Annotated in this window: 15 protein-coding genes; 9 read left to right on the top strand and 6 right to left on the bottom strand. The window is 71.6% G+C overall.

Features of this window, described 5'->3' with window-relative positions:
• Nucleotides 1-237: 237 nt before the first annotated feature.
• The gene (locus HHX35_RS34520) at nt 238-1,992 is read left to right on the top strand and encodes a hypothetical protein (protein WP_182902840.1); all 1,755 of its coding nucleotides are present in this window, start codon (nt 238-240) and stop codon (nt 1,990-1,992) included.
• Between the two features lie 137 nt (nt 1,993-2,129).
• On the opposite strand, the gene HHX35_RS34525 is transcribed toward HHX35_RS34520, so the two are convergent.
• The 3 genes from HHX35_RS34525 to HHX35_RS34535 form a co-directional block, all read right to left on the bottom strand.
• Nucleotides 2,130-3,848 (bottom strand): glycerol-3-phosphate dehydrogenase/oxidase, encoded by a 1,719-nt coding sequence (locus HHX35_RS34525; RefSeq protein ID WP_220506224.1) that lies wholly within the window; start codon nt 3,846-3,848, stop codon nt 2,130-2,132.
• Between the two features lie 45 nt (nt 3,849-3,893).
• Entirely contained in the window at nt 3,894-5,411 is a 1,518-nt protein-coding gene (gene glpK / locus HHX35_RS34530) for a glycerol kinase GlpK (RefSeq protein WP_182902842.1), read from the bottom strand.
• 69 nt (nt 5,412-5,480) lie between these two features.
• A complete protein-coding gene (locus HHX35_RS34535) occupies nt 5,481-6,317 on the bottom strand; it encodes an MIP/aquaporin family protein (RefSeq protein ID WP_182902843.1) in 837 nt (278 codons plus the stop codon).
• Between the two features lie 289 nt (nt 6,318-6,606).
• Here HHX35_RS34535 and HHX35_RS34540 point away from each other — a divergent pair, with 289 nt between their 5' ends.
• Nucleotides 6,607-7,386 (top strand): IclR family transcriptional regulator, encoded by a 780-nt coding sequence (locus HHX35_RS34540; protein ID WP_182902844.1) that lies wholly within the window; start codon nt 6,607-6,609, stop codon nt 7,384-7,386.
• A gap of 47 nt (nt 7,387-7,433) precedes the next feature.
• Nucleotides 7,434-8,945: a glycerol kinase GlpK gene (glpK, locus tag HHX35_RS34545; RefSeq protein WP_182902845.1), complete on the top strand. Its 1,512-nt coding sequence runs from the start codon at nt 7,434-7,436 to the stop codon at nt 8,943-8,945.
• A gap of 7 nt (nt 8,946-8,952) precedes the next feature.
• Here glpK (HHX35_RS34545) and HHX35_RS34550 read toward each other — a convergent pair whose 3' ends face one another.
• Nucleotides 8,953-10,599, bottom strand: coding sequence for an amidohydrolase family protein (locus tag HHX35_RS34550; protein WP_182902846.1), 1,647 nt, complete (start codon nt 10,597-10,599; stop codon nt 8,953-8,955).
• Between the two features lie 55 nt (nt 10,600-10,654).
• On the opposite strand from HHX35_RS34550, the gene HHX35_RS34555 reads away from it, so the two are divergent.
• The 3 genes from HHX35_RS34555 (at nt 10,655) to HHX35_RS34565 (ending at nt 14,750) form a co-directional block, all read left to right on the top strand.
• A complete protein-coding gene (locus HHX35_RS34555) occupies nt 10,655-11,425 on the top strand; it encodes a MerR family transcriptional regulator (RefSeq protein ID WP_182902847.1) in 771 nt (256 codons plus the stop codon).
• Between the two features lie 111 nt (nt 11,426-11,536).
• A complete protein-coding gene (locus HHX35_RS34560; RefSeq protein ID WP_182902848.1) occupies nt 11,537-12,253 on the top strand; it encodes a TetR/AcrR family transcriptional regulator in 717 nt (238 codons plus the stop codon).
• 1 nt (nt 12,254) lies between these two features.
• Nucleotides 12,255-14,750, top strand: coding sequence for a PEP/pyruvate-binding domain-containing protein (locus HHX35_RS34565; RefSeq protein ID WP_182902849.1), 2,496 nt, complete (start codon nt 12,255-12,257; stop codon nt 14,748-14,750).
• Between the two features lie 63 nt (nt 14,751-14,813).
• On the opposite strand, the gene HHX35_RS34570 is transcribed toward HHX35_RS34565, so the two are convergent.
• Complete coding sequence (locus tag HHX35_RS34570) at nt 14,814-15,014, bottom strand: hypothetical protein (protein WP_142566371.1); 201 nt, start codon at nt 15,012-15,014, stop codon at nt 14,814-14,816.
• Nucleotides 15,015-15,196: 182 nt separating this feature from the next.
• On the opposite strand from HHX35_RS34570, the gene HHX35_RS34575 reads away from it, so the two are divergent.
• The 3 genes from HHX35_RS34575 (at nt 15,197) to HHX35_RS34585 (ending at nt 17,956) form a co-directional block, all read left to right on the top strand.
• Nucleotides 15,197-15,895: a methyltransferase domain-containing protein gene (locus HHX35_RS34575; protein ID WP_182902850.1), complete on the top strand. Its 699-nt coding sequence runs from the start codon at nt 15,197-15,199 to the stop codon at nt 15,893-15,895.
• Nucleotides 15,896-15,954: 59 nt separating this feature from the next.
• Nucleotides 15,955-16,626, top strand: a complete 672-nt coding sequence (locus HHX35_RS34580; protein WP_182902851.1) for a bifunctional 2-polyprenyl-6-hydroxyphenol methylase/3-demethylubiquinol 3-O-methyltransferase UbiG — start codon at nt 15,955-15,957, stop codon at nt 16,624-16,626.
• 73 nt (nt 16,627-16,699) lie between these two features.
• A complete protein-coding gene (locus tag HHX35_RS34585) occupies nt 16,700-17,956 on the top strand; it encodes a PP2C family protein-serine/threonine phosphatase (protein WP_259405677.1) in 1,257 nt (418 codons plus the stop codon).
• A gap of 148 nt (nt 17,957-18,104) precedes the next feature.
• Here HHX35_RS34585 and HHX35_RS44035 read toward each other — a convergent pair.
• On the bottom strand, nt 18,105-19,068 hold a 964-nt coding region (locus HHX35_RS44035), incomplete at its 5' end, for a ricin-type beta-trefoil lectin domain protein (RefSeq protein ID WP_182902852.1).

Genomic DNA, 19,068 nt, shown 5'->3' on the forward strand with positions numbered 1-19,068 from the left:
GGAATGAACAGGACGTTTTCCGGTTCGGCGATGAGTAGGCGCGCCGCGGGGCGAAGTCCCGGCCGCGAACTAACAGTATCGAACACCCTTCAAGGCACACAGCGGGTCGTAATGCACGAATACGCCGGCGAACATGCCTCTGTCCGTGGAGCGTTCGGAACGCAGCATGGCCTTCCGCCAGCGTACGGGGCGATATTGCCTTGACGTGATCGGGATGGATATGACTACATCACTGTCGTGATCATTACTTTCCCTCGGAAACATCCCAATCGTTCCTGCACATCCGAATCAGGAATTCATGAGCGCTCGTCGCCCCGCAAAGAGAGCGGCAGATTCCATAAGTCATCAATCACCCGGCTGCTGGCCCGCCTCGTAACCGCTCTGGCGGTGACAGCCGGCCTTGTCGTCGCGCAAACACCGGCTGCCTCGGCCGCCGACATCACGACCGACCTCGGCATCACGAACGGTGGTGACGTGGTAGCGGGAGGAGGCAAGGCCTTCATCGCCGGGGACGACCGAATCCTCGTCGTCAACGCCAACGGCACGCCCAACGCCGCCATCACCGGCCTGTCCGGTGCGCTGAGCCTTGCCATCACACCGGACGGCACACGGCTGTACGCGGCGCTACGCGGTTCGAACGAGGTTGCCGAGATCGACACCGCCAGTCTCGACATCACCAGGCTGATCAGCCTGGCCGAATACCCATGCCCGACCAACCTGTCATTGTCCGGCAACCGGCTCTCGGTGGGATACGGGTGCGACCAATGGGATGGCGGTGTCGTCAGCATCGACACATCCGCACCGGCACCGGAGCCGGTCCAGGTGGCAACGGCCTACAGCAGCCCCATGGTCGCCGCCGCCGGAAATACTCTGGTGGTCGGCGACTCGGGGCTCGCCCCGGCCAGAATGACGGTGTACGACGTGACCACGACCCCGGCCACCCTGCGCGGCATCATCAAGGTCCACGACTACAACTGGAGCTTCCTGAAAGACCTCGCCATCACGCCGGACGGCTCCACGGTCATTGCGCCATTCCTCCGAGTGAACGAGTACGGCGCCTGGGACACGACCAGCCTCCAGAAGGTCCGCGCCTACGGCGCGGAGCCGGCCTCCAGCCGCTACTCGCCGGTCGTCGCGGTCAGCCCGGACGGAACTCACGTCGCGGGCGGACGTGGGACCAAGTCCGGACTGGGCGTGACCCTCTACGACAGCGCGACGGCGGCCCCGGTCTACAGCGGCACCCTCACGGATCATGGCGGTCTGATGGACCTGCGGAGTCTCACTTTCTCGGATAACGACCTCTTCGCGGTATGGAGAGACCTGGATAACGACCACCTGCACCTGTGGCGGCTGGAAACCGGCACGCTCCCGGAATCCACGTTGACCCTGACGGCTCCTTCCACCGGGACCGGGGCCGACATACTCACCCTGACCGGCCGGCTCACGCTGCCCGACGGGTCGGCTCCTGGCGAGCAGCCGCTTTCGGTGACCCGCCACGTGGAAGACAGCGCCGACATCACTCGCGAAGTGACGACCGCGGAGGACGGCACGTTCACCTTCAGAGACAGGCCGAGAAGCGCAGGGGTGATCAGATATGACGTGGTCTGGAACGGGAGTCCGACCGTGCACTGGAGCGCCGCCTCGGCGACCGTCACCTTGGTCAAGGCAGTGTCGTCGATCGCCCTGTCCGGACCGGAGACGGGCATTGTCGGCACACAACTCAAGTTCAGCGGTGTGCTTTCCCAGGGTGGTCAACCCGTGGGTTCCACCACCCCGTTGAGAATCCTGCGCGAGGTCACCAACAGCAAGGGCACTGTGGTCACCGTGCTGCCGTCCGTGTCCACGATCATCTTCGACGGACGATTCCGCTTCATGGATACACCCGCCGAGGCCGGCCAGTACTCGTATCGCGTTGAGTGGGACGGCGACCGGGCGGGCCTGCCGACGACGGCCACCTTCGATGTGACGGTTGCAGAAGCGGGACAGGGATGACCTGCCCGGCGACCGGACGAGGTCGATCAGGGGAAGCTCCCCCGCCGACGCCGTACCGTCCGCCCCTCCCCCGGCTCTGACGGCGCGCGGCGGCCTCGGCCGGTCGGAAGACAGGCCGGGGCCGCCGCCTCTGATCTCTAGGCCACGTGCCGTGCCGGGGCGGCTGCCGTGAGCCGTACGGCGTTGGCGGCGGCGTCGTCGATCTCACGCTGCGCGGCGAGGTCGGCCTCCACGCCGGAGCGGTAGGCGTCGATCTCCGTGCGCACCCGGTCGTCGTCCCAGCCGAGGGCGGGCGCGATCAGCGCGGCGACCTCGGGGGCCGCCGCGAGCCCGTGGTCCCGCTCCTCGATGAAGACCCGGGTGCGGCGGACCAGGACGTCCTCCAGGTGCAGCGCTCCCTCGTGCGTGACCGCGTACACGGCCTCGGCCTTGAGATAGCCCTCCGCACCGGGGATCGGCTCGCCCAGGACGGGATCGGCCTCGATCAGCGCGAGCACCTCCTCGACGCAGGAGCCGTAGCGGCCGAGCAGGTGCTCGACGCGCGCGACGGGCAGCCCCGCGCGCCCGGCGAGGCGGCGCCTGTTGTTGCGCAGCGCCTCGAACCCCGCGGCCCCGAGGACGGGGACGCGGTCGGTGACCGACGCGGGCACGTTCTGGCCGAGACCGGCCACCGCGACGTCGACGGCGTCCTTGGCCATCACGCGGTAGGTGGTGTACTTGCCGCCCGCGACGATGACCAGGCCGGGCTCGGGCCGGATGACCGCGTGCTCCCTGGACAGCTTGACGGTCTCCGACCCCGATGCCGACCCGCCCAGCAGCGGGCGCAGGCCCGCGTAGACGCCCTCGATGTCGTCGCGGGTGAGCGGCGTCCGCAGCACGGCGTTGACGTGCTCCAGGATGTAGTCGATGTCGGCCCGGGTGGGGGCCGGCTCGACCTTGTCCAGGTCCCAGGGGGTGTCGGTGGTGCCGACGATCCAGTGCGGACCCCAGGGGATGACGAACAGCACGCTCTTCTCGGTGCGCAGGATCAGCCCGGTGTCGAGGCGGATCTTCTCCCTCGGCACGACGAGGTGCACGCCCTTGGACGCCTGGACGGTCACCGACCCCCGCGAGCCCGGCGACGCCCCCGCGAGCCGCTGGATCTCGTCGGTCCACACGCCGGTGGCGTTGATCACCTGGCGGGCCCTCACGTGCAGCTCGGCGCCGCCCTCCAGGTCGCGCACCACCGCGCCGGTGACCCGCGCCCCTCCGTCCGGCGACTCGTCGCGCAGGAACCCGGTGACCTTCGTGCGGGTGGTGACGCACGCGCCGTACTGCATGGCCGTGCGGGCCACCGTCATCGTGAAGCGGGCGTCGTCGACCTGGGCGTCGTAGTACTGGATCGCCCCCACGAGCGCGTCGCTGCGCAGGCCGGGAGCCTCGCGCAGGGCCCGGCTGTGGCTGAGCTGGCGGTGCCGCGGCAGCGCGCGGGCGCCGCCGAGCGTGTCGTAGAGCAGCACGCCCGCGCCGACGTAGCCGCGCTCCCACACGCGGTGACGCAGCGGGAAAAGGAACGGCACCGGACGCACCAGGTGCGGGGCCAGCCGGGTCACCAGCAGGCCCCGTTCCCTGAGCGCCTCCCGCACCAGCCGGAAGTCGAGCTGCTCCAGGTAGCGCAGCCCGCCGTGGATCAGCTTGCTCGACCGGCTCGAGGTGCCGGCCGCGAGGTCACGGGCCTCCACCAGCGCGACGGACAGACCGCGCGAGACCGCGTCGAGCGCGACCCCGGCGCCGACCACCCCGCCGCCGACGACCAGGACGTCGAACTCGTCCTCGGCCAGCCTCCGCAGCGCCGCCTCCCGAGCGCGGGGACCCATGGGTACAGACATATCGGTGTTGACTCCCTCGTTTTGTCAGCCGGCTCAGTCGACGTCGACCCAGTCGAGCGTCCGCTGGACGGCCTTGCGCCATCCGGCGTAGCCGCGCTCGCGCTGCTCGTCGCTCCAGGTGGGCTCCCAGCGGCGGTCCTCGTGCCAGTTCCGCTTGAGGTCGTCGGTGGACTTCCAGAAGCCGACGGCGAGCCCGGCGGCGTACGCGGCGCCGAGCGCGGTGGTCTCGGCCACCACCGGACGCGACACCGGGACGCCGAGGATGTCGGCCTGCATCTGCATGCACAGCTCGTTGGCCGTCACGCCGCCGTCCACCCGCAGCACGTCGAGGACGACGCCGGAGTCCTGCTCCATCGCGCCGACCACGTCCTTGGTCTGGTAGCAGATCGACTCGAGCGTGGCGCGGGCCAGGTGAGCGTTGGTGTTGTAGCGGGACAGGCCGACGATGGCGCCTCGGGCGTCGGACCGCCAGTAGGGCGCGAACAGGCCGGAGAACGCCGGCACGAAGTAGACGCCGCCGTTGTCCTCGACCTGCCGGGCGAGCGCCTCGCTCTGCGACGCTCCGGAGATGATGCCGAGCTGGTCGCGCAGCCACTGCACGGCCGAGCCGGTGACCGCGATCGACCCCTCCAGGGCGTACACGGGCTTGGCCGAGCCGAACTGATAGCAGACCGTGGTGAGCAGGCCGTGCTGTGAGCGCACGAGCTCGGTGCCGGTGTTGAGCAGCAGGAAGTTGCCGGTGCCGTAGGTGTTCTTGGCCGTGCCGGGCTCGAAGCAGACCTGCCCGACGGTCGCGGCCTGCTGGTCGCCGAGGTCGCCAGAAAGGGGGACCTCGCCGCCGAGCGGGCCGCCGGCGCGGGTCACGCCGTACAGGTCGGGGTTGGAGGAGGGCCGGATCTCGGGGAGCATCTGGCGAGGGACGCCGAAGAACGACAGCAGCTCGTCGTCCCAGTCGAGCGTCTCCAGGTTCATCAGCATGGTGCGGCTGGCGTTGGTGGGGTCGGTGACGTGGACGCCGCCGTCGACGCCGCCCGTCAGGTTCCACAGCAGCCAGGTGTCGGTGTTGCCGAAGATCGCGTCGCCGCGCTCGGCGGCCTCGCGGACGCCGGGGACGTTCTCCAGGATCCACTGGATCTTGCCGCCGGAGAAGTAGGTGGCGGGCGGCAGGCCGGCCTTGCGCCGGATCACCTCGCCCTTGCCCTCCCGCTCCAGCGCCGAGGCGATGCGGTCGGTGCGGGTGTCCTGCCAGACGATGGCGTTGTAGTAGGGGCGGCCGGTGCGCCGGTCCCAGACGACGGCGGTCTCGCGCTGGTTGGTGATGCCGAGCGCCGCGAGGTCGGCGGCCTGCAGGCCCGCGGTTCGCATCGCGGTCTCGACGACCGCCCGGGTGCGCTCCCAGATCTCGGTCGGGTTGTGCTCGACCCAGCCCGCCTGCGGCAGGATCTGCTGGTGTTCCAGCTGGTGGCGGGCGACCTCGTTGCCCCCGTGATCGAAGATCATGAAGCGGGTGCTGGTCGTCCCCTGGTCGACCGCGCCGACGTAGTCTGCCATTCTCGTTGCGCCTCTCGTCTCGTGTGAGCTTGCGTGAGCCGGGCGTTGCTGGTCTCGGCCTGGGGGTGATCAGCCGGCCTGCGCGGCGGGCTCCGGCGTGCGGCCGGGCTCGGGCGCGTCGGTACGCGGCAGGAAGCGGGCGACCAGGAGCTGGTAGAGCCCGGCGCCGATGACGCCGCCGACCAGCGGGCCGATGATCGGCACCCAGAAGTAGAGCCCACCGTACTGGTCGCGGAACGCCGAGCCGTACCCCGTGAAGAACGAGGCGAGGCGCGGGCCGAAGTCGCGGGCGGGGTTGATGGCGTAGCCGGCGTCGGTCCCCCACGCCATGCCGATCGCGACCACGAGCAGGCCGACGATGACCGGCGCGAGGTTGGCGAGCGGCGCCGAGTTGCGCTCGTCGGAGATCGCGAGGATCAGGAACAGCAGGATCGCCGTGCCGATGATCTGGTCGCGCAGCGCTCCCCACTGGGTGACCGGCAGCGTGCCGTTGCCGGGGAGGGTGGAGAAGACCCCCTGCGTCTTGATCGTGTGCCCGGGGTCCACCTTGGCCAGGACCTCGGCGTAGTTCCACCGGACGAGCAGCGCCGCCACGAAGGCGCCCGCGGTCTGCGCCAGCGCGTACGGCAGGACCTTCCGCCAGGAGAAGCCCTTGAAGACGGCGAGGGCGACCGTGACGGCCGGGTTGAGGTGGGCGCCGCTGAGGCGCGCGGCCGTGTAGACGCCGAGGGTCACCCCCAGGCCCCACGCCCACGCGATGCTGTCGTGGTCGCCGATGCCGCCCGCCACCACCTGCGCAACGACGCCGACGCCGAACAGGATGAGGATCGCCGTGCCCGCGAACTCGGCCGCGAGCTCACCCGCGAACGGATTGAGCAGCCGCCGCTCGTTTCGCCCTTCCGCCATGTGTCTCCTCCTTGACCACGCCCGTCACGTCCCCGAAGTGCTCGTTGTGAGCACTGCCGGTCGTCCGGACGTTAAACGGCGCCCAAGGGAGCGTCAACGAATGATCGTCGGCATTGTCGAACACTGGTCACATTCCGACCGTCGTACTACGCTCCCCGGGTATGACGCGAACAATTACATTTCGCGCAAACCCGTCCGACGACAAAAGATATTTCAGCAGCTCAGCGCGCCACGCCCGACCAGGTGTCGGCATTGTCGAACACCGTCCGAGCTGGCTAGGATCCGGGGCGTGCCAGGTCCGGTCCAGTCCATCGAGCGCGCCGCCGCGATCCTGCGGCTGCTCGCCCAGGGATCGGGGCGGCTCGGCCTCACCGAGATCGCGAACTCCCTGGGGCTGGCCCGCGGCACGGCGCACGGCATCCTGCGCACCCTCCAGCTCGTCGGCTTCGTCGAGCAGGACGAGGCGACGGGCAAGTACCAGCTCGGCGCGGCGCTGCTGCACCTGGGCACCAGCTACCTCGACGTGAACGAGCTCCGCTCGCGGGCGATCAACTGGGCCGACGCCCTGGCCGCGCGTAGCGGCGAGGCGGTGCGGATCGGCACCCACCTCCAGGGCAAGGTCCTGGTCGTCCACCACGTCTTCCGGCCCGACGACAGCCTGCAGACGCTCGACGTCGGCATGCTCCTGCCCATGCACGCCACGGCGATCGGCAAGGTGCTGCTCGCCTACGACGCCAACGCGGCCGCCGCACAACAGGACGCCGTACAGGACGGGGAGCTGGAGCAGTTCACCCGCCGCACGGTGCGGACGCGCAGGGAGATGTCGCGGATGCTCGCGACCGTGCGCGAGCACGGGTGGGCGTCGGACGTCGACGAGGCCGGCATGGGCGAGGCGGGGGTGGCCGCCCCCATCAGGGGGTACGGGGGACTCGTGGTGGGCGCGATGGGCATCTCCGGCGCCACCGAGCGGATCTGCGACTCCGGCGGTCGTCCCCGTCCCGAGCTGGTGGGCTATGTGCGCGACGCGGCGCGGGCCGTCTCCCGCGACCTCGGCGCCTCCCGCTGGTGACCCTCCCCACCCCCCACACCGCATCCGCCGCCCGAAGGTAGGCCGCCGTGACCCAGCGTTATGTGATGTCCATCGACCAAGGCACCACCTCGACCCGGTGCATCCTGTTCGACCAGCGCGGCCGGCTGGTCTCGGTGACGCAGCGGGAGCACAAGCAGCACTTCCCGCGTCCCGGCTGGGTGGAGCACGACGCCGTCGAGATCTGGCGCAACCTGGAGCGGATCGGCCCGGAGGCGCTCGCCCACGCGGGCATCGGGCCCGGCGAGGTCGCCGCCGTCGGCATCGCCAACCAGCGGGAGACGACGGTGCTGTGGGACCGGCGCACGGGCGTCCCGGTCACCCCCGCCGTCGTCTGGCAGGACACCCGGACCGACACCCTGGTCGACGAGCTGTCCCGGCGCCCCGACGCGCACGTGGTGCGCGAGCGCTGCGGCCTGCCCCTGGCCACGTACTTCTCCGCCCCCACCGTCCGCTGGCTGCTGGACCACACCGACGGGCTGCGCGAGCGCGCCGAGCGCGGCGAGGTCCTGTTCGGCACGATGGAGAGCTGGCTCATCTGGAACCTCACCGGCGGCCCGGACGGCGGCGTCCACGTCACCGACGTGACCAACGCCAGCCGAACGCTGCTGATGAACCTGCGCGACCTCGACTGGGACCCGGTCCTGCTCGGCTTCTTCGGCATCCCCCGCGCGATGCTGCCGGAGATCCGCCCGTCCAGCGAGACGTACGGCGTGGCCCGGCGGGTGCTGCCCGGGGTGCGGATCTCCGCGGCGCTCGGCGACCAGCAGGCCGCGCTGTTCGGGCAGACCTGCTTCCACCGCGGCGAGGCCAAGTGCACCTACGGCACGGGCGCCTTCCTGCTGCTCAACACCGGCACCGAGCCGGTCGCCTCCACCCACGGCCTGCTCACCACGGTCGGCTACCAGATCGGCGACCAGCCCGCGGTGTATGCCCTGGAGGGCTCCATCGCGATCACCGGTGCGCTCGTGCAGTGGTTCAGGGACCGGCTCGGGATCATCAGCACCGCCCCGGAGATCGAGACCCTGGCCCGCACGGTCGACGACAACGGCGGCTGCTACATCGTCCCGGCCTTCTCGGGGCTGTTCGCGCCCCACTGGCGCAGCGAGGCGCGTGGGGTCATCGTCGGGCTCACCTCGTACATCACCAAGGGGCACCTCGCCCGCGCCGTGCTGGAGGCCACGGGCTGGCAGACCCGCGAGGTGGTGGACGCCATGAACGCCGACGCGGGCATCGCGCTCACCACGCTCAAGGTCGACGGCGGCATGACGTCAGACAACCTGCTCATGCAGTTCATCGCCGACGTGCTGGACGTGCCGGTGGTCCGGCCCATGGTCGCGGAGACCGTCTCCCTCGGCGCGGCGTACGCCGCCGGGCTCGCCGTCGGCTACTGGCCCGACCTGGAGGGCCTGCGGCGCAACTGGCACCGCGCCGCGCAGTGGACGCCGGCGATGGACCCGAAACGGCGCGAGGACGAGTACGACAACTGGCGGCGGGCGGTCGAGCGCGCCCTCGACTGGATCAAGCCCACCGCCGGCTGAGGCCAGGTCAGCCGGCGGGCCGGTCCAGCGACAGGTCCAGGTCGTCGAGGCCGAACCACTCGCCGGACGGCGGCTGATCGGCCATCGGGTCGCTCCAGCGCAGCCGGACACGGCCTGGGGCGGCCTCGACGATCCTGGCCTCCCGCCAGGCGGGGTCGTCACCGACGCGGGCCCACCAGGGCTCCGACAGACAGGCGAGCCCCCGGACATGCAGCGTACGGACAGCGTCGCCCTGGTCGCCCGCGCCGCCGAGCGGCACACCGAAGATCGTCACAGCCTGCCAGCCGCCGGCCGTCGGCACCACCCGGCCCAGCAGTTCCCCGTCGTCCCGCCGCACCTCGTGCGGCGCGGGGAAGGCAGGCCAGTTCTCCCCGATCGCCTTGACGATCTTCTCCGCCGAATCCCGCTGCCAGCGCACGCCTTCGCGCTCGGCCTCACCGCCGGCGTAGGCGCGAGGATCGACACGCCGGCCGAGCACCCACACGTCCCGGATCCGCTGGGTCGCCGTGATGTCGGCCGTCGGGTCGCCGCCGACGAGGACGAGGTCGGCCCGGCGCCCTTCGGCGATCTCACCCCGATCGGCCATGCCGAAGACCTCGGCGGGCGCCGCCGTCGCGGCGGCCAGTGCCTCGCCCGGGGTGAACCCGGCGCCGACCAGATGCTGCAGTTCCCGGTGCAGGCTGGCGCCGAACACCAGCCCGGGATTGGGCACGTCGGTGCCGGCGAGCACGCGCAGGCCCGACTCCAGGAACGCCACGGCGTTGTACCGCTGGGCGGCGCCGTCCGGCGGCTCGGGCGGCATCCACCGCCTGGCCTGACGTTCGACGACCCGCCGCCACCGGGCGCTCAGCCGCCCCGCCAGGTGCGGCTGCGCGAGCAGTGGCATGACGCCGTCCTCATCCGGGAAGCCGTCGATGATGCTCAGCGTCGCGATGACGGCCACGCCGCACCGGGCCACGTCGCCGATCTGGCGGTCCGTCATGCGGTCGAAGGGCGCATGAGCCAGGACGTCGACGCCGCACCGGGCCACGGTCACGGCCCCTGCCGCCGACGAGGCGTGCGCCACCACCGGCAGTCCGCGCTTGTGGGCGGCGGCCACGAGTGCCTCGATCGTCCGGACGTCGAGCGCGGGAATGTCGAGCATCGCGCCCGAGCCGTCATCGTAGATCACCTTGATGTGCGTCGCCCCCTCGGCGACCCTGCCGGCGACGAAGGACGCCGCGTCCAGCGGTCCGGTGACGTAGGGAAAGGGCGCGTACGCGATCGTCGGGTGCCCGCCCGGAGCGGTCGCGCCCACGCTCGATGTGCGCATGTCGGCGAGGACGGGTCCCCGGCCGTGTTCCGAGGCGGCGACCGCGGCACGCTCGGGATCGATGGTCTCGGACTTGCTGAACATGTCGACGACCGTCGTCACACCGAAGACGGCCGCCAACTGCGTGCACCCCGGGAGCAGGTGGACGTGCGCGTCGACGAGGCCGGGCAGGAGGGTGCCGCCGGAGCCGTCGACGACCGCGTCGCCCGGCCGTGTCACGGACTCGTTCCCGACAGCGGCGATACGGCCGTCGCGGACACGGACATGCGTCACACCGGGGATCAGGCCTCCGCCGCTGAAGACGCGGACACCGGCGATGGTGAAGGGCTGATGCGTGCTCATGCCGACGACGGTAGAAGTTGACGTAACGAGAAGGTCCAGCGATTAGGGTGCGGGCGTGGAGCACTCCATCAGCGAGGTCGCCCGCATGTCCGGCCTCACCCCTCGCACGCTCAGGCACTACGACGACATCGGGCTGCTACGCCCCGCCCGCACCGCCGGCAACGGCTACCGCTGGTATGGGCGCCGGGAGCTGCTCCGCCTGCAGCGGATCCTGTTCCTGCGGGAGCTGGGCGTCCCGCTCGCCCGGATCAACGGGCTCCTCGACGGCGACGGGGACGACGTCGCCGCGTTGCGACGGCACCGTGAGGATCTCCTCTCCCAGCGCGACCGCCTTGACGAGGTCATCCGGACCGTCGACCGCACCATCGCCGACCTCACAGGCCAGGCGCACCTGAGCGAGGAGGAGTTCTTCACCGGCCTCGCGAGACGGCGCGACGAGCTCCGCCAGGACCTGGAGGCCCGGTACGGGGCCGACGCCGGCAAGCACTTCGCCGCCGCGGACGCGGTGACGGGCCGGTGGACCCGCCAGGAGCACGAGCAGGCGGCGGCGCACGGCCGACGGCTGCTCCGGCGGCTGTCCGAAGCACGTTCGGGCGGCCTGGCCCCCGACAGCATCGCGGTCCTGGACCTCATGTCCGAGCACTACCAGGGCATTCGGCTCCTGTGGCCCGCCGACGCGGCCGCCTACCACGCGCTCGCCGACGTCGTGACCGGCAACCCCGGCCAGCGGGCCATGATCGAGGAGATCGACCCGCTCCTTCCCCCCTGGCTGGCGAGCGCCATCCGCGCCTACGCCACCCGCCGGCTCGGCTACACCGCGAGCTAGGGATCAGCACCGCGCGCCCGGCCACCCCCTGGCATCGGCAGCCCCGTGAGTTCTTGCGCTCAGTTCTATGACCAAATAGTGTTATCCGGTCAAACAATGAGAGAAGAGCGGATGACCAGGGTGGGACGGCCCCCGCAGGATCCGGCGCGCCAGGTGGAGCGGGCGCACCGCATCCTCGACGCCGCAGCGGAGCTGATCGGCCGCTGGGGCTACGACAAGACGACGATCGACGACGTCGCCAGGCAGGCCGGTGTCGCCAAGGGCACGATCTACCTGCACTGGAGGACGCGCGACGCGCTCTTCGCCGCGCTGCTGCGCCGGGAGCGCGTGTGGATGCTCGAGGAGATGCGGCGGAGCGGTCCCACCACCCCGCGCGAGCTGTTCGCCGGGATCGCCGCGGGCCTGCTGCGCCGTCCGCTGCTCAAGGCGGCGCTGGTCGGCGACTCGGAGGTGCTCGGCAAGCTCGTCCGAGAGAAGCGGCACGGCCCCGGCGCGATGAACCTGGGCGAGGCCTTCGACGCGTACTACGCCGAGCTGACCGCCTGGGGCGCGGCCAGAGACCTGTCGGGCGACCACGTCCTGGTGATCGGCTCGATCATGTACGGGTTCCTCACCGTGCCGTGGCTGCTCCCCGGCGGGCCCCCGCCGGAGGAGCGGCTCGCCGCGCTGCTCGCCGACATGATCGAGCGCGCCATCGGCACCGGACGGGCGCTGCCGCAGGACGCCGTACGCGCCGTGGAGCGGGCCACCCTCGACTATCTCGACACGATCGCGGACGTCGCCCGGCGCAAGCTGGCGGACTCCCTGAGCCCTTCGAGGAGCGTATGACATGAGGGCTGTCATCCCCCTGGACGATGCCGGCGCCGACCTCGCCACGGTGGGCGGGAAGGGCGCCTCTCTGGCCGCCCTCGCGAGGGCGGGGCTGCCCGTCCCCGGCGGCTTCCACATCACCACCGAGGCCTACCGGGCCTTCGTGGCGGACTTCCGCGAGGAGACGCTGGCCGCCGCCGCGGCGGGCGACGCCGAGCGGATCGAGGCCCTGTTCGCCGGGCGCGAGGTTCCCGGCCCGATCGCCGCCGAGATCCGCGCCGCCCACGCGGCGCTGGGCGACGACGTCCCGGTGGCCGTACGGTCGTCCGCCACCGCGGAGGACCTTCCCGGCATGTCGTTCGCCGGGCAGCAGGACACCTTCCTCAACGTCACGGCCGACGGGCTGCTGGACGCGGTGAAACGGTGCTGGGCCTCCCTCTGGAACGCCCGCGCCATCGCCTACCGCGAACAGAACGGTGTGCCGCACGACGACGTCGCCCTGGCCGTCGTGGTCCAGGAACTGGTGGACGCCGACGCGGCGGGCGTCATGTTCACCGCCGACCCCGTCACCGGCGCTCGGAACAGGACGGTGATCAACGCGTCGTGGGGCCTGGGCGAGGCCGTGGTCGGCGGCCACGTCACTCCCGACTCGATCGTCGTCACCGGCGGCGCGGTCGTCGAGGAGCGGACCGGCGACAAGACGGTCATGACCGTCCGCATACCGGGCGGCACCCGTGAGGAGCCGGTCCCCGAGGACATGCGCCAGGCCCCCGTCCTCACCGGGTCGCAGGCCCTGGCGCTCGCCGAGCTGGGCGCGCGCCTCCAGGCGCTGTACGGCACGCCGATGGACGTGGAATGGGTCCGGCGCGCCGGCGCGTTCGCCGTCGTCCAGGCCCGCCCGATCACCGGCTCCGCGCCGCAGGTCGAGGAGTGGAACGACAGCCTCAAGGGCGACTATCTGTGGACGTCCGGCAACCTCGGCGAGGCCATCCCCGACGTCATGACGCCCGTCACCTGGTCGTTCGTCCGCCTGTTCATCGACGAGGCCATGTCGGCGGCCACGCTGCCCGGCTTCGACCTGGTCGGCAACATCGGCGGCCGTCTCTACATGAACCTGAGCATCGCCGTCTCCGTCGCCCGAGCGTTCGGCATGCGGAGCAGGCTCGGCGCGATCGAGCAGGTCTTCGGCAGGCTGCCGCCGGGCCTGGACGTGCCGCCGCTCCAGATGTCGCGCCTGCGGATCATCACGGCGGTGCTGCCCCTGGCCGTCCGCATGCAGCGCAAGGTCAGGGTCAACCTCAGGGGCATGCGCGACTTCCTGGCCACCTCGCTGGAGCGGTGCGAGGAGCTGCGCGCCGCGATCCGGTCCACCTCGTCGGCGCCGGAACTGGCCGACCTGTGGTCGCGGGCCGTCGAGCCGCATTTCGTCACGGCCTGCCGCATGCTGGAGGCCGCGGGGCGGCAGGGTGGCAGCACGCTCGTCCTCACCCGCGACAGGTTGCGCACGATGGTGGGCGAGACCGACGCGGAAGCCATGCTGACGGGTGCGAGCGGCGAGGGCGAGCTGGCCAGCCTCGGGCTGATCACGGGACTGAGCCGGCTGGCCACGGGCGAGATCACCAGGGAGACCTTCGCCAGGCTCTACGGCCACCGCGGCCCGCACGAGTTCGAGGTGTCGGTCCCGCGCCCCGGGGAGGATCCCGCCTGGATCGACGCCCAGCTCGCGGTGCTGCGGGACATGCGGGCCGACGCGGACGGCCTGCTGGCCCGGCAGCGCAAGGCCAGGGAGGAGGCGTGGGCGCGGTTCGCCCGGCGCCACCCCCGCCAGGAGGCCGCGATGCGGGCCAGGGTCGAGCGCTGGGCCGGGGTGGTGCGCGACCGCGAGGCCACCAGGTCGGAGGTCATCCGCGCGTTCTGGGTGCTGCGGGCCTTCGTCCTGCGGGCCGGCGAGCTGACCGGCCACGGCGACGACCTGTTCCACCTCCACCTGGACGAGCTGCTCGCCGTGCTCCGCGGCGACGCCACCCCGCTGGAGCGGGTGCCCGTCCGGCGTGCGACGTACGAGATGTACGCGGCGCTCCCGCCGTACCCGACGCTCATTGTGGGCCGGTTCGACCCGGTCCGCTGGGCGGCCGACCCCGGCAGGCGCGCCGACGTCTACGACGCCCGCGGCTCCGCCCTCCCGGCCGGGGACACCGTGACCGGCTTCCCCGGCGCGCCCGGCGTGGTCGAGGGAGTCGCCAGGGTGATCGCCCGGCCCGAGGACGGCGATCGGCTCCGGCCCGGCGAGATCCTGGTCACCACACTCACCAACGTGGGCTGGACGCCGCTGTTCCCGCGCGCGGCGGCCGTGGTCACCGACGTCGGGGCGCCGCTGTCGCACGCCTCCATCGTGGCCCGCGAGCTGGGCATCCCCGCCGTCGTGGGCACCGGCAACGCCACCATGCGCGTGCGCGACGGCGACCGGATCAGAGTGGACGGCGCACGCGGCACGGTGGAACTGCTCGACGCGTGACGCGTGAGCCCAGCGCCCGGGTCCGCCCCGGCGGCCGTCTCATCCGCGAGGAGTCTGGCCGGCTCAGGAGGTCGGGCCGATATCGGGCTCGGGCTCGGGCATCGCCGACTCCTCGCCGGTCGCCGGCGGCGTCTCGGCGGCCGGCGTCTCGATGTCGGACACACCGCCGATCATCGCCTCCAGGCCCTCGTCGTCCGGTTCCGGTGTCAGCGGCTCGGGGGAGGTGCCCCTCGCATCCTGCGCTCCGGATCTGTCCGCCACCACGTCCGCGTCTCCTCCCACGTGTCCTCTCCGCTGTCCGCCGGTCCCCCCGGCCCGCGGATCACGCATGACCGCTCACCTGCCCCCGTCGTATGGCCTTCATTCATCCTCGCAAAGACCCGTCATGCGTACGCTTCGGCCTCCCGGGGGTAGACGACAGGTGATCGGAGCGAGGAGTGGACGGCATGGACAGGCGTCGGCGTGACCTGGTCGACCGGGACCTCGAGGAGGCGGCGGCCGACCTCCTGGCGCACGATCCCCGGCTTCGCGGCCTGGACGTGCGGGTCCGCTTCGACGGCGGGGTGGCGCACGCCGAGGGCGACGTGCCGGCCGCCGCCGACCTCGCCGTGCTGCGCGAGCGTCTCGGCCGCCTGGCCGGGGTGCTGGCGGTGTGGGACCGGGTGCGGGTGGCCGGCGCCCCGCCCCGGGTCGTCGATCTCGGCTGCGGCGGCACCAAGCAGCATGGCGACAACATCGGCGTCGACCTGCGCCCCGGCCCGGTGGTCGACGTGCTGGCCGACCTGGCGTACGGGGTGCCGCTGGCGGACGAGTCGGTGGACCAGATCTTCGTGGTGCACGTGCTGGAGCACCTGGCCGACTACCTGCCCCTGCTGCGCGAGTGCCACCGCGTGCTGCGGCCGGGCGGCGTGCTGCACGTCCTCGCGCCCTGGTGGCGGCACGTCAACGCGGTGGCCGACCCCACGCACGTCCGGCTGATCGACGTACAGACGTTCAAGCACCTGTGCCGGCCCGACGACGCGGGCCGGTTCTGGTATCCGCTGCTGGTCACGCGCGACGAGTCCACGGTCTTCGCGGACCTCGTTCCGGCGAAGGACGGCCGGGAGCCCGCCTGCGAGCGGCGGCTGGCCCGATTCTTCGACTGAGCGGCCGCCGGGTTCGTGAGAGGCTGCCGCTGGAACCCGATTCGGGGCAAAGGAGAGCGATGTCCGGCGAGACCTTGGAAGAGCAGCGCGAGTACGTCCGGCGACTGGCCGCGGCGCACGTGGAGAACGGCGATCCGCTCGGCTGGTTCGAGCCGCTGTACTCCGCGGCCGAGCGGGGCGAGGCCCTGGTCCCCTGGGCGGACCACCTGCCCAACCCGCGCCTGGTCGAGTGGGCCGGCGGCCGTGCCGGCGAGGGGCGCGCGGCGCTGGTGGTGGGGTGCGGCATGGGCGACGACGCCGAATACCTGGCCGGCCTGGGGTGGGCGGTGACCGCCTTCGACGTCTCGCCCTCCGCCGTCAGGGCCGCCGCGAGCCGCTTCCCCGGCTCCTCCGTCCGGTACGTCGCCGCCGACCTGCTCGCCCCGCCGGAGGAGTGGCGGCAGGCGTACGACCTGGTGGTGGAGATCTACACGGTTCAGGTGCTGCGCGGCGACCTGCGCGAGCGGGCCGTCCGCGCGGCCGGCTCGCTGGTCGCGCCCGGAGGCACGCTGCTGGTGGTCGCCCGCGCGCGGGAGGAGAGCGACCCGGAGGGGCGGATGCCCTGGCCCCTCACCCGCGCCGAGATCGACGCGTTCGCGACCGGCGGGCTGCGCCCGGTGCGCGTGCGGGACGTGTACGACGACGAGACCCCGCCGGTGCGCCGCTGGGTCGCCGAGTTCGCCCGCGACTGAGGTAATTCGTTCCCCAAAATGTCATGGTGTTCCGGCTCGAACCTCGCGGGTAGTGGCGCATCGTGGGTAGGTGATGAAGGACCACGGGGGTGGGCAGATGGAGCAGGGCATCCCCCCTTCTCATGATCGTGGGCTGTTGCGCGCGTTGGCGGGCATGCTGGAGGCCAGCCATCTGGTGGCGTTCGAGGACATCCCGTCGCTGATCGACCGCCACAAACGCGAGGCGGGCTTCGAGGAGATCGGCGTCTACCTGGCCGACCTCCAGCAGAGCGTGTTGCGCCGGTTGTGCGGCCACGGTGAAGAGGACGCCCAGCCGGAGGAGCTGAAGATCGACACCACGCTCGCCGGGCGCGCCCTGCAGGAGGTCCGCTTGCTGCGGGGAGGCCCCGAGGGCGACTCCCCCGGCCAGTGGTGGGTCCCCCTGCTGGACGGCACCGAGCGCCTCGGCCTGCTCCACATGATCCCCGAGTCGGAGGGCGACGATGTCGAGGAGCGCATGCGGCACATCGCGTCCCTCGTCGCGCTGATCGTCGTCAGTAAACGCTCGTTCAGCGACTGCCACGCACGCCTCGTCCGGAGCCGCCCGATGAACGTGGCGGCCGAGATGCAGTGGAACCTGATGCCGCCGCTGACCTTCGCCACCCCCTCGGTGACGATCGGCGCCGTGCTCGAGCCGGCGTACGAGATCGGCGGCGACGCCTTCGACTACTCCACCTCCGGCGCCCATGCGCACGTGGGAATCTTCGACGCGATGGGTCACGACGTGTCGGCCGGGCTGACCGCGAACCTCGCGGTGGCCGCCTGCCGCAACCATCGGCGGCAGGGCATGAGCCTGGCCCGCAACAGCGAGGCGATCGAGCGGGTTCTGATCGACGAGTTCGGCCGGGGCGACCGCTTCGTCACGGCGGTCATCGGGGATCTCGACCTCCACACCGGTCTGTTCACCTGGGTCAACCGGGGTCACCACGCGCCGGTGCTGATCCGCAGTGGCCGCTGGATCTCCACCCTGAAGTGCCCGCCCGCCCACCCGATGGGACTCGACCTCGGCCTGCCCGTCACGCTGTGCCGGGAGCAACTGGAGCCCGGCGACCGGATCCTGCTCTACACCGACGGCATCACCGAGATGCGCAGCCCCGACAGCGGCGAGTTCGGGCTGGGCCGGTTCGTCGAGTTCATGATCCGGCAGAACGCCGCCGGGCTGCCGGTGCCCGAGACGCTGCGCCGCCTGATCCGGACCGTGATGGAATATCACGACAACCGGCTTCACGACGACGCCAGTGTGCTGCTCGTCGAGTGGCACGGCACGGCCCACGAGCAGCTCCGCCCCTGATCCCGCCGGGGTCGTCACGGACCTTCGCGGAACCCCGGCATGATCACGGGCGGACGCGTGTGTCGTCTTGGGATCAGCGTGCGCGGGCCACTGGGTGGAGACCTCCGGTGCGGCGGGGTGCGCCGCACCGGAGGCGTGTCGAGTGGGGCTATCTGGTCCAGGTCCACTTCTGGTTGGTGCCGCCCCAGCAGCTGTAGAGCTGGATCTTGGTGCCGTTGCCGGTGCCGGCTCCGGCGGCGTCGAGGCACAACCCGGACTGGACGCCCTGGATGGTGCCGTCGGAGTTGAGGCGCCACTTCTGGTTGTCGCCGCCCCAGCAGGAGTAGATCTGGACCTTGGCGCCGTTGCCGGTGCCGGCGGCGTCCAGGCACTTGTTGCCGTACACCCGGAGCTCGCCGGCGGAGGTGGAGGTCCAGGTCTGGTTGGTCTGGCCGTTGCAGTCCCACAGCTGCACCTGGGTGCCGTCGGCGGTGCTCGCGCCGGGCACGTCCAGGCAGCGGCCGGAGGCCGCCCCCTTGATCGGCCCGCTACCGCCACCGGAGGTGGGGGTCGCTGAGGGGGTGGACGATGGGGTCGCCGACGGGGTGGGCGAGGGGGACGTCGTTGTGGTGCTGTCGAGGCCGAGGAAGGAGATGGCGTAGGCGAGCTGGCCGCTCATCGGCAGTTGGTGGCCGACGCCGGAGATGCTGATGCCTTCGACGGTGGCCTGGGTGCCGGTGTTGCCGTAGCGGGTGCGGGTCCACGACGACTGCGGGTGGTCGGTGAAGGAGGGGGTCTGGCTCAGCCCGTTCAGGTTGGTCCACTGCTTGATCTCCTCGCCGAAGTTCGGGTAGGCGAGGGTGGTGTCGGTGGTGCCGTGCCACAGCTGCATGCGGGGATAGCGGCCGGTGTAGCCGGGGTACATGGCGCGGGCCTGGTCGCCCCACTGCTGGGCGGTCTTGATGAGCTGGCCGCCGGAGCACTGGCTGTTCCACAGCGAGCCGTCGGTGGTGGCGAAGCAGCCGGCGGGTACGCCGGAGAAGGCCGAGGCGGCCGAGAACACGTCGGGGTATTCGGCGGCCAGGACGTTGGTCATCATCGCGCCGGAGGAGAAGCCGCTGACCACGATGCGT

Source organism: Microbispora sp. H10830, from assembly GCF_014161375.1.
Taxonomy (GTDB): domain Bacteria; phylum Actinomycetota; class Actinomycetes; order Streptosporangiales; family Streptosporangiaceae; genus Microbispora; species Microbispora catharanthi.

Excerpts from the sequence above, each read along its gene's own strand:
- HHX35_RS34525 (WP_220506224.1), bottom strand. The coding sequence starts at position 3,848 with ATGGGTCCCCGCGCTCGGGAGGCGGCGCTGCGGAGGCTGGCCGAGGAC.
- glpK (WP_182902842.1), bottom strand. The coding sequence starts at position 5,411 with ATGGCAGACTACGTCGGCGCGGTCGACCAGGGGACGACCAGCACCCGC.
- HHX35_RS34535 (WP_182902843.1), bottom strand. The coding sequence starts at position 6,317 with ATGGCGGAAGGGCGAAACGAGCGGCGGCTGCTCAATCCGTTCGCGGGT.
- HHX35_RS34550 (WP_182902846.1), bottom strand. The coding sequence starts at position 10,599 with ATGAGCACGCATCAGCCCTTCACCATCGCCGGTGTCCGCGTCTTCAGC.
- HHX35_RS34560 (WP_182902848.1), top strand. The coding sequence starts at position 11,537 with ATGACCAGGGTGGGACGGCCCCCGCAGGATCCGGCGCGCCAGGTGGAG.
- HHX35_RS34565 (WP_182902849.1), top strand. The coding sequence starts at position 12,255 with ATGAGGGCTGTCATCCCCCTGGACGATGCCGGCGCCGACCTCGCCACG.
- HHX35_RS34575 (WP_182902850.1), top strand. The coding sequence starts at position 15,197 with ATGGACAGGCGTCGGCGTGACCTGGTCGACCGGGACCTCGAGGAGGCG.
- HHX35_RS34580 (WP_182902851.1), top strand. The coding sequence starts at position 15,955 with ATGTCCGGCGAGACCTTGGAAGAGCAGCGCGAGTACGTCCGGCGACTG.
- HHX35_RS34585 (WP_259405677.1), top strand. The coding sequence starts at position 16,700 with ATGAAGGACCACGGGGGTGGGCAGATGGAGCAGGGCATCCCCCCTTCT.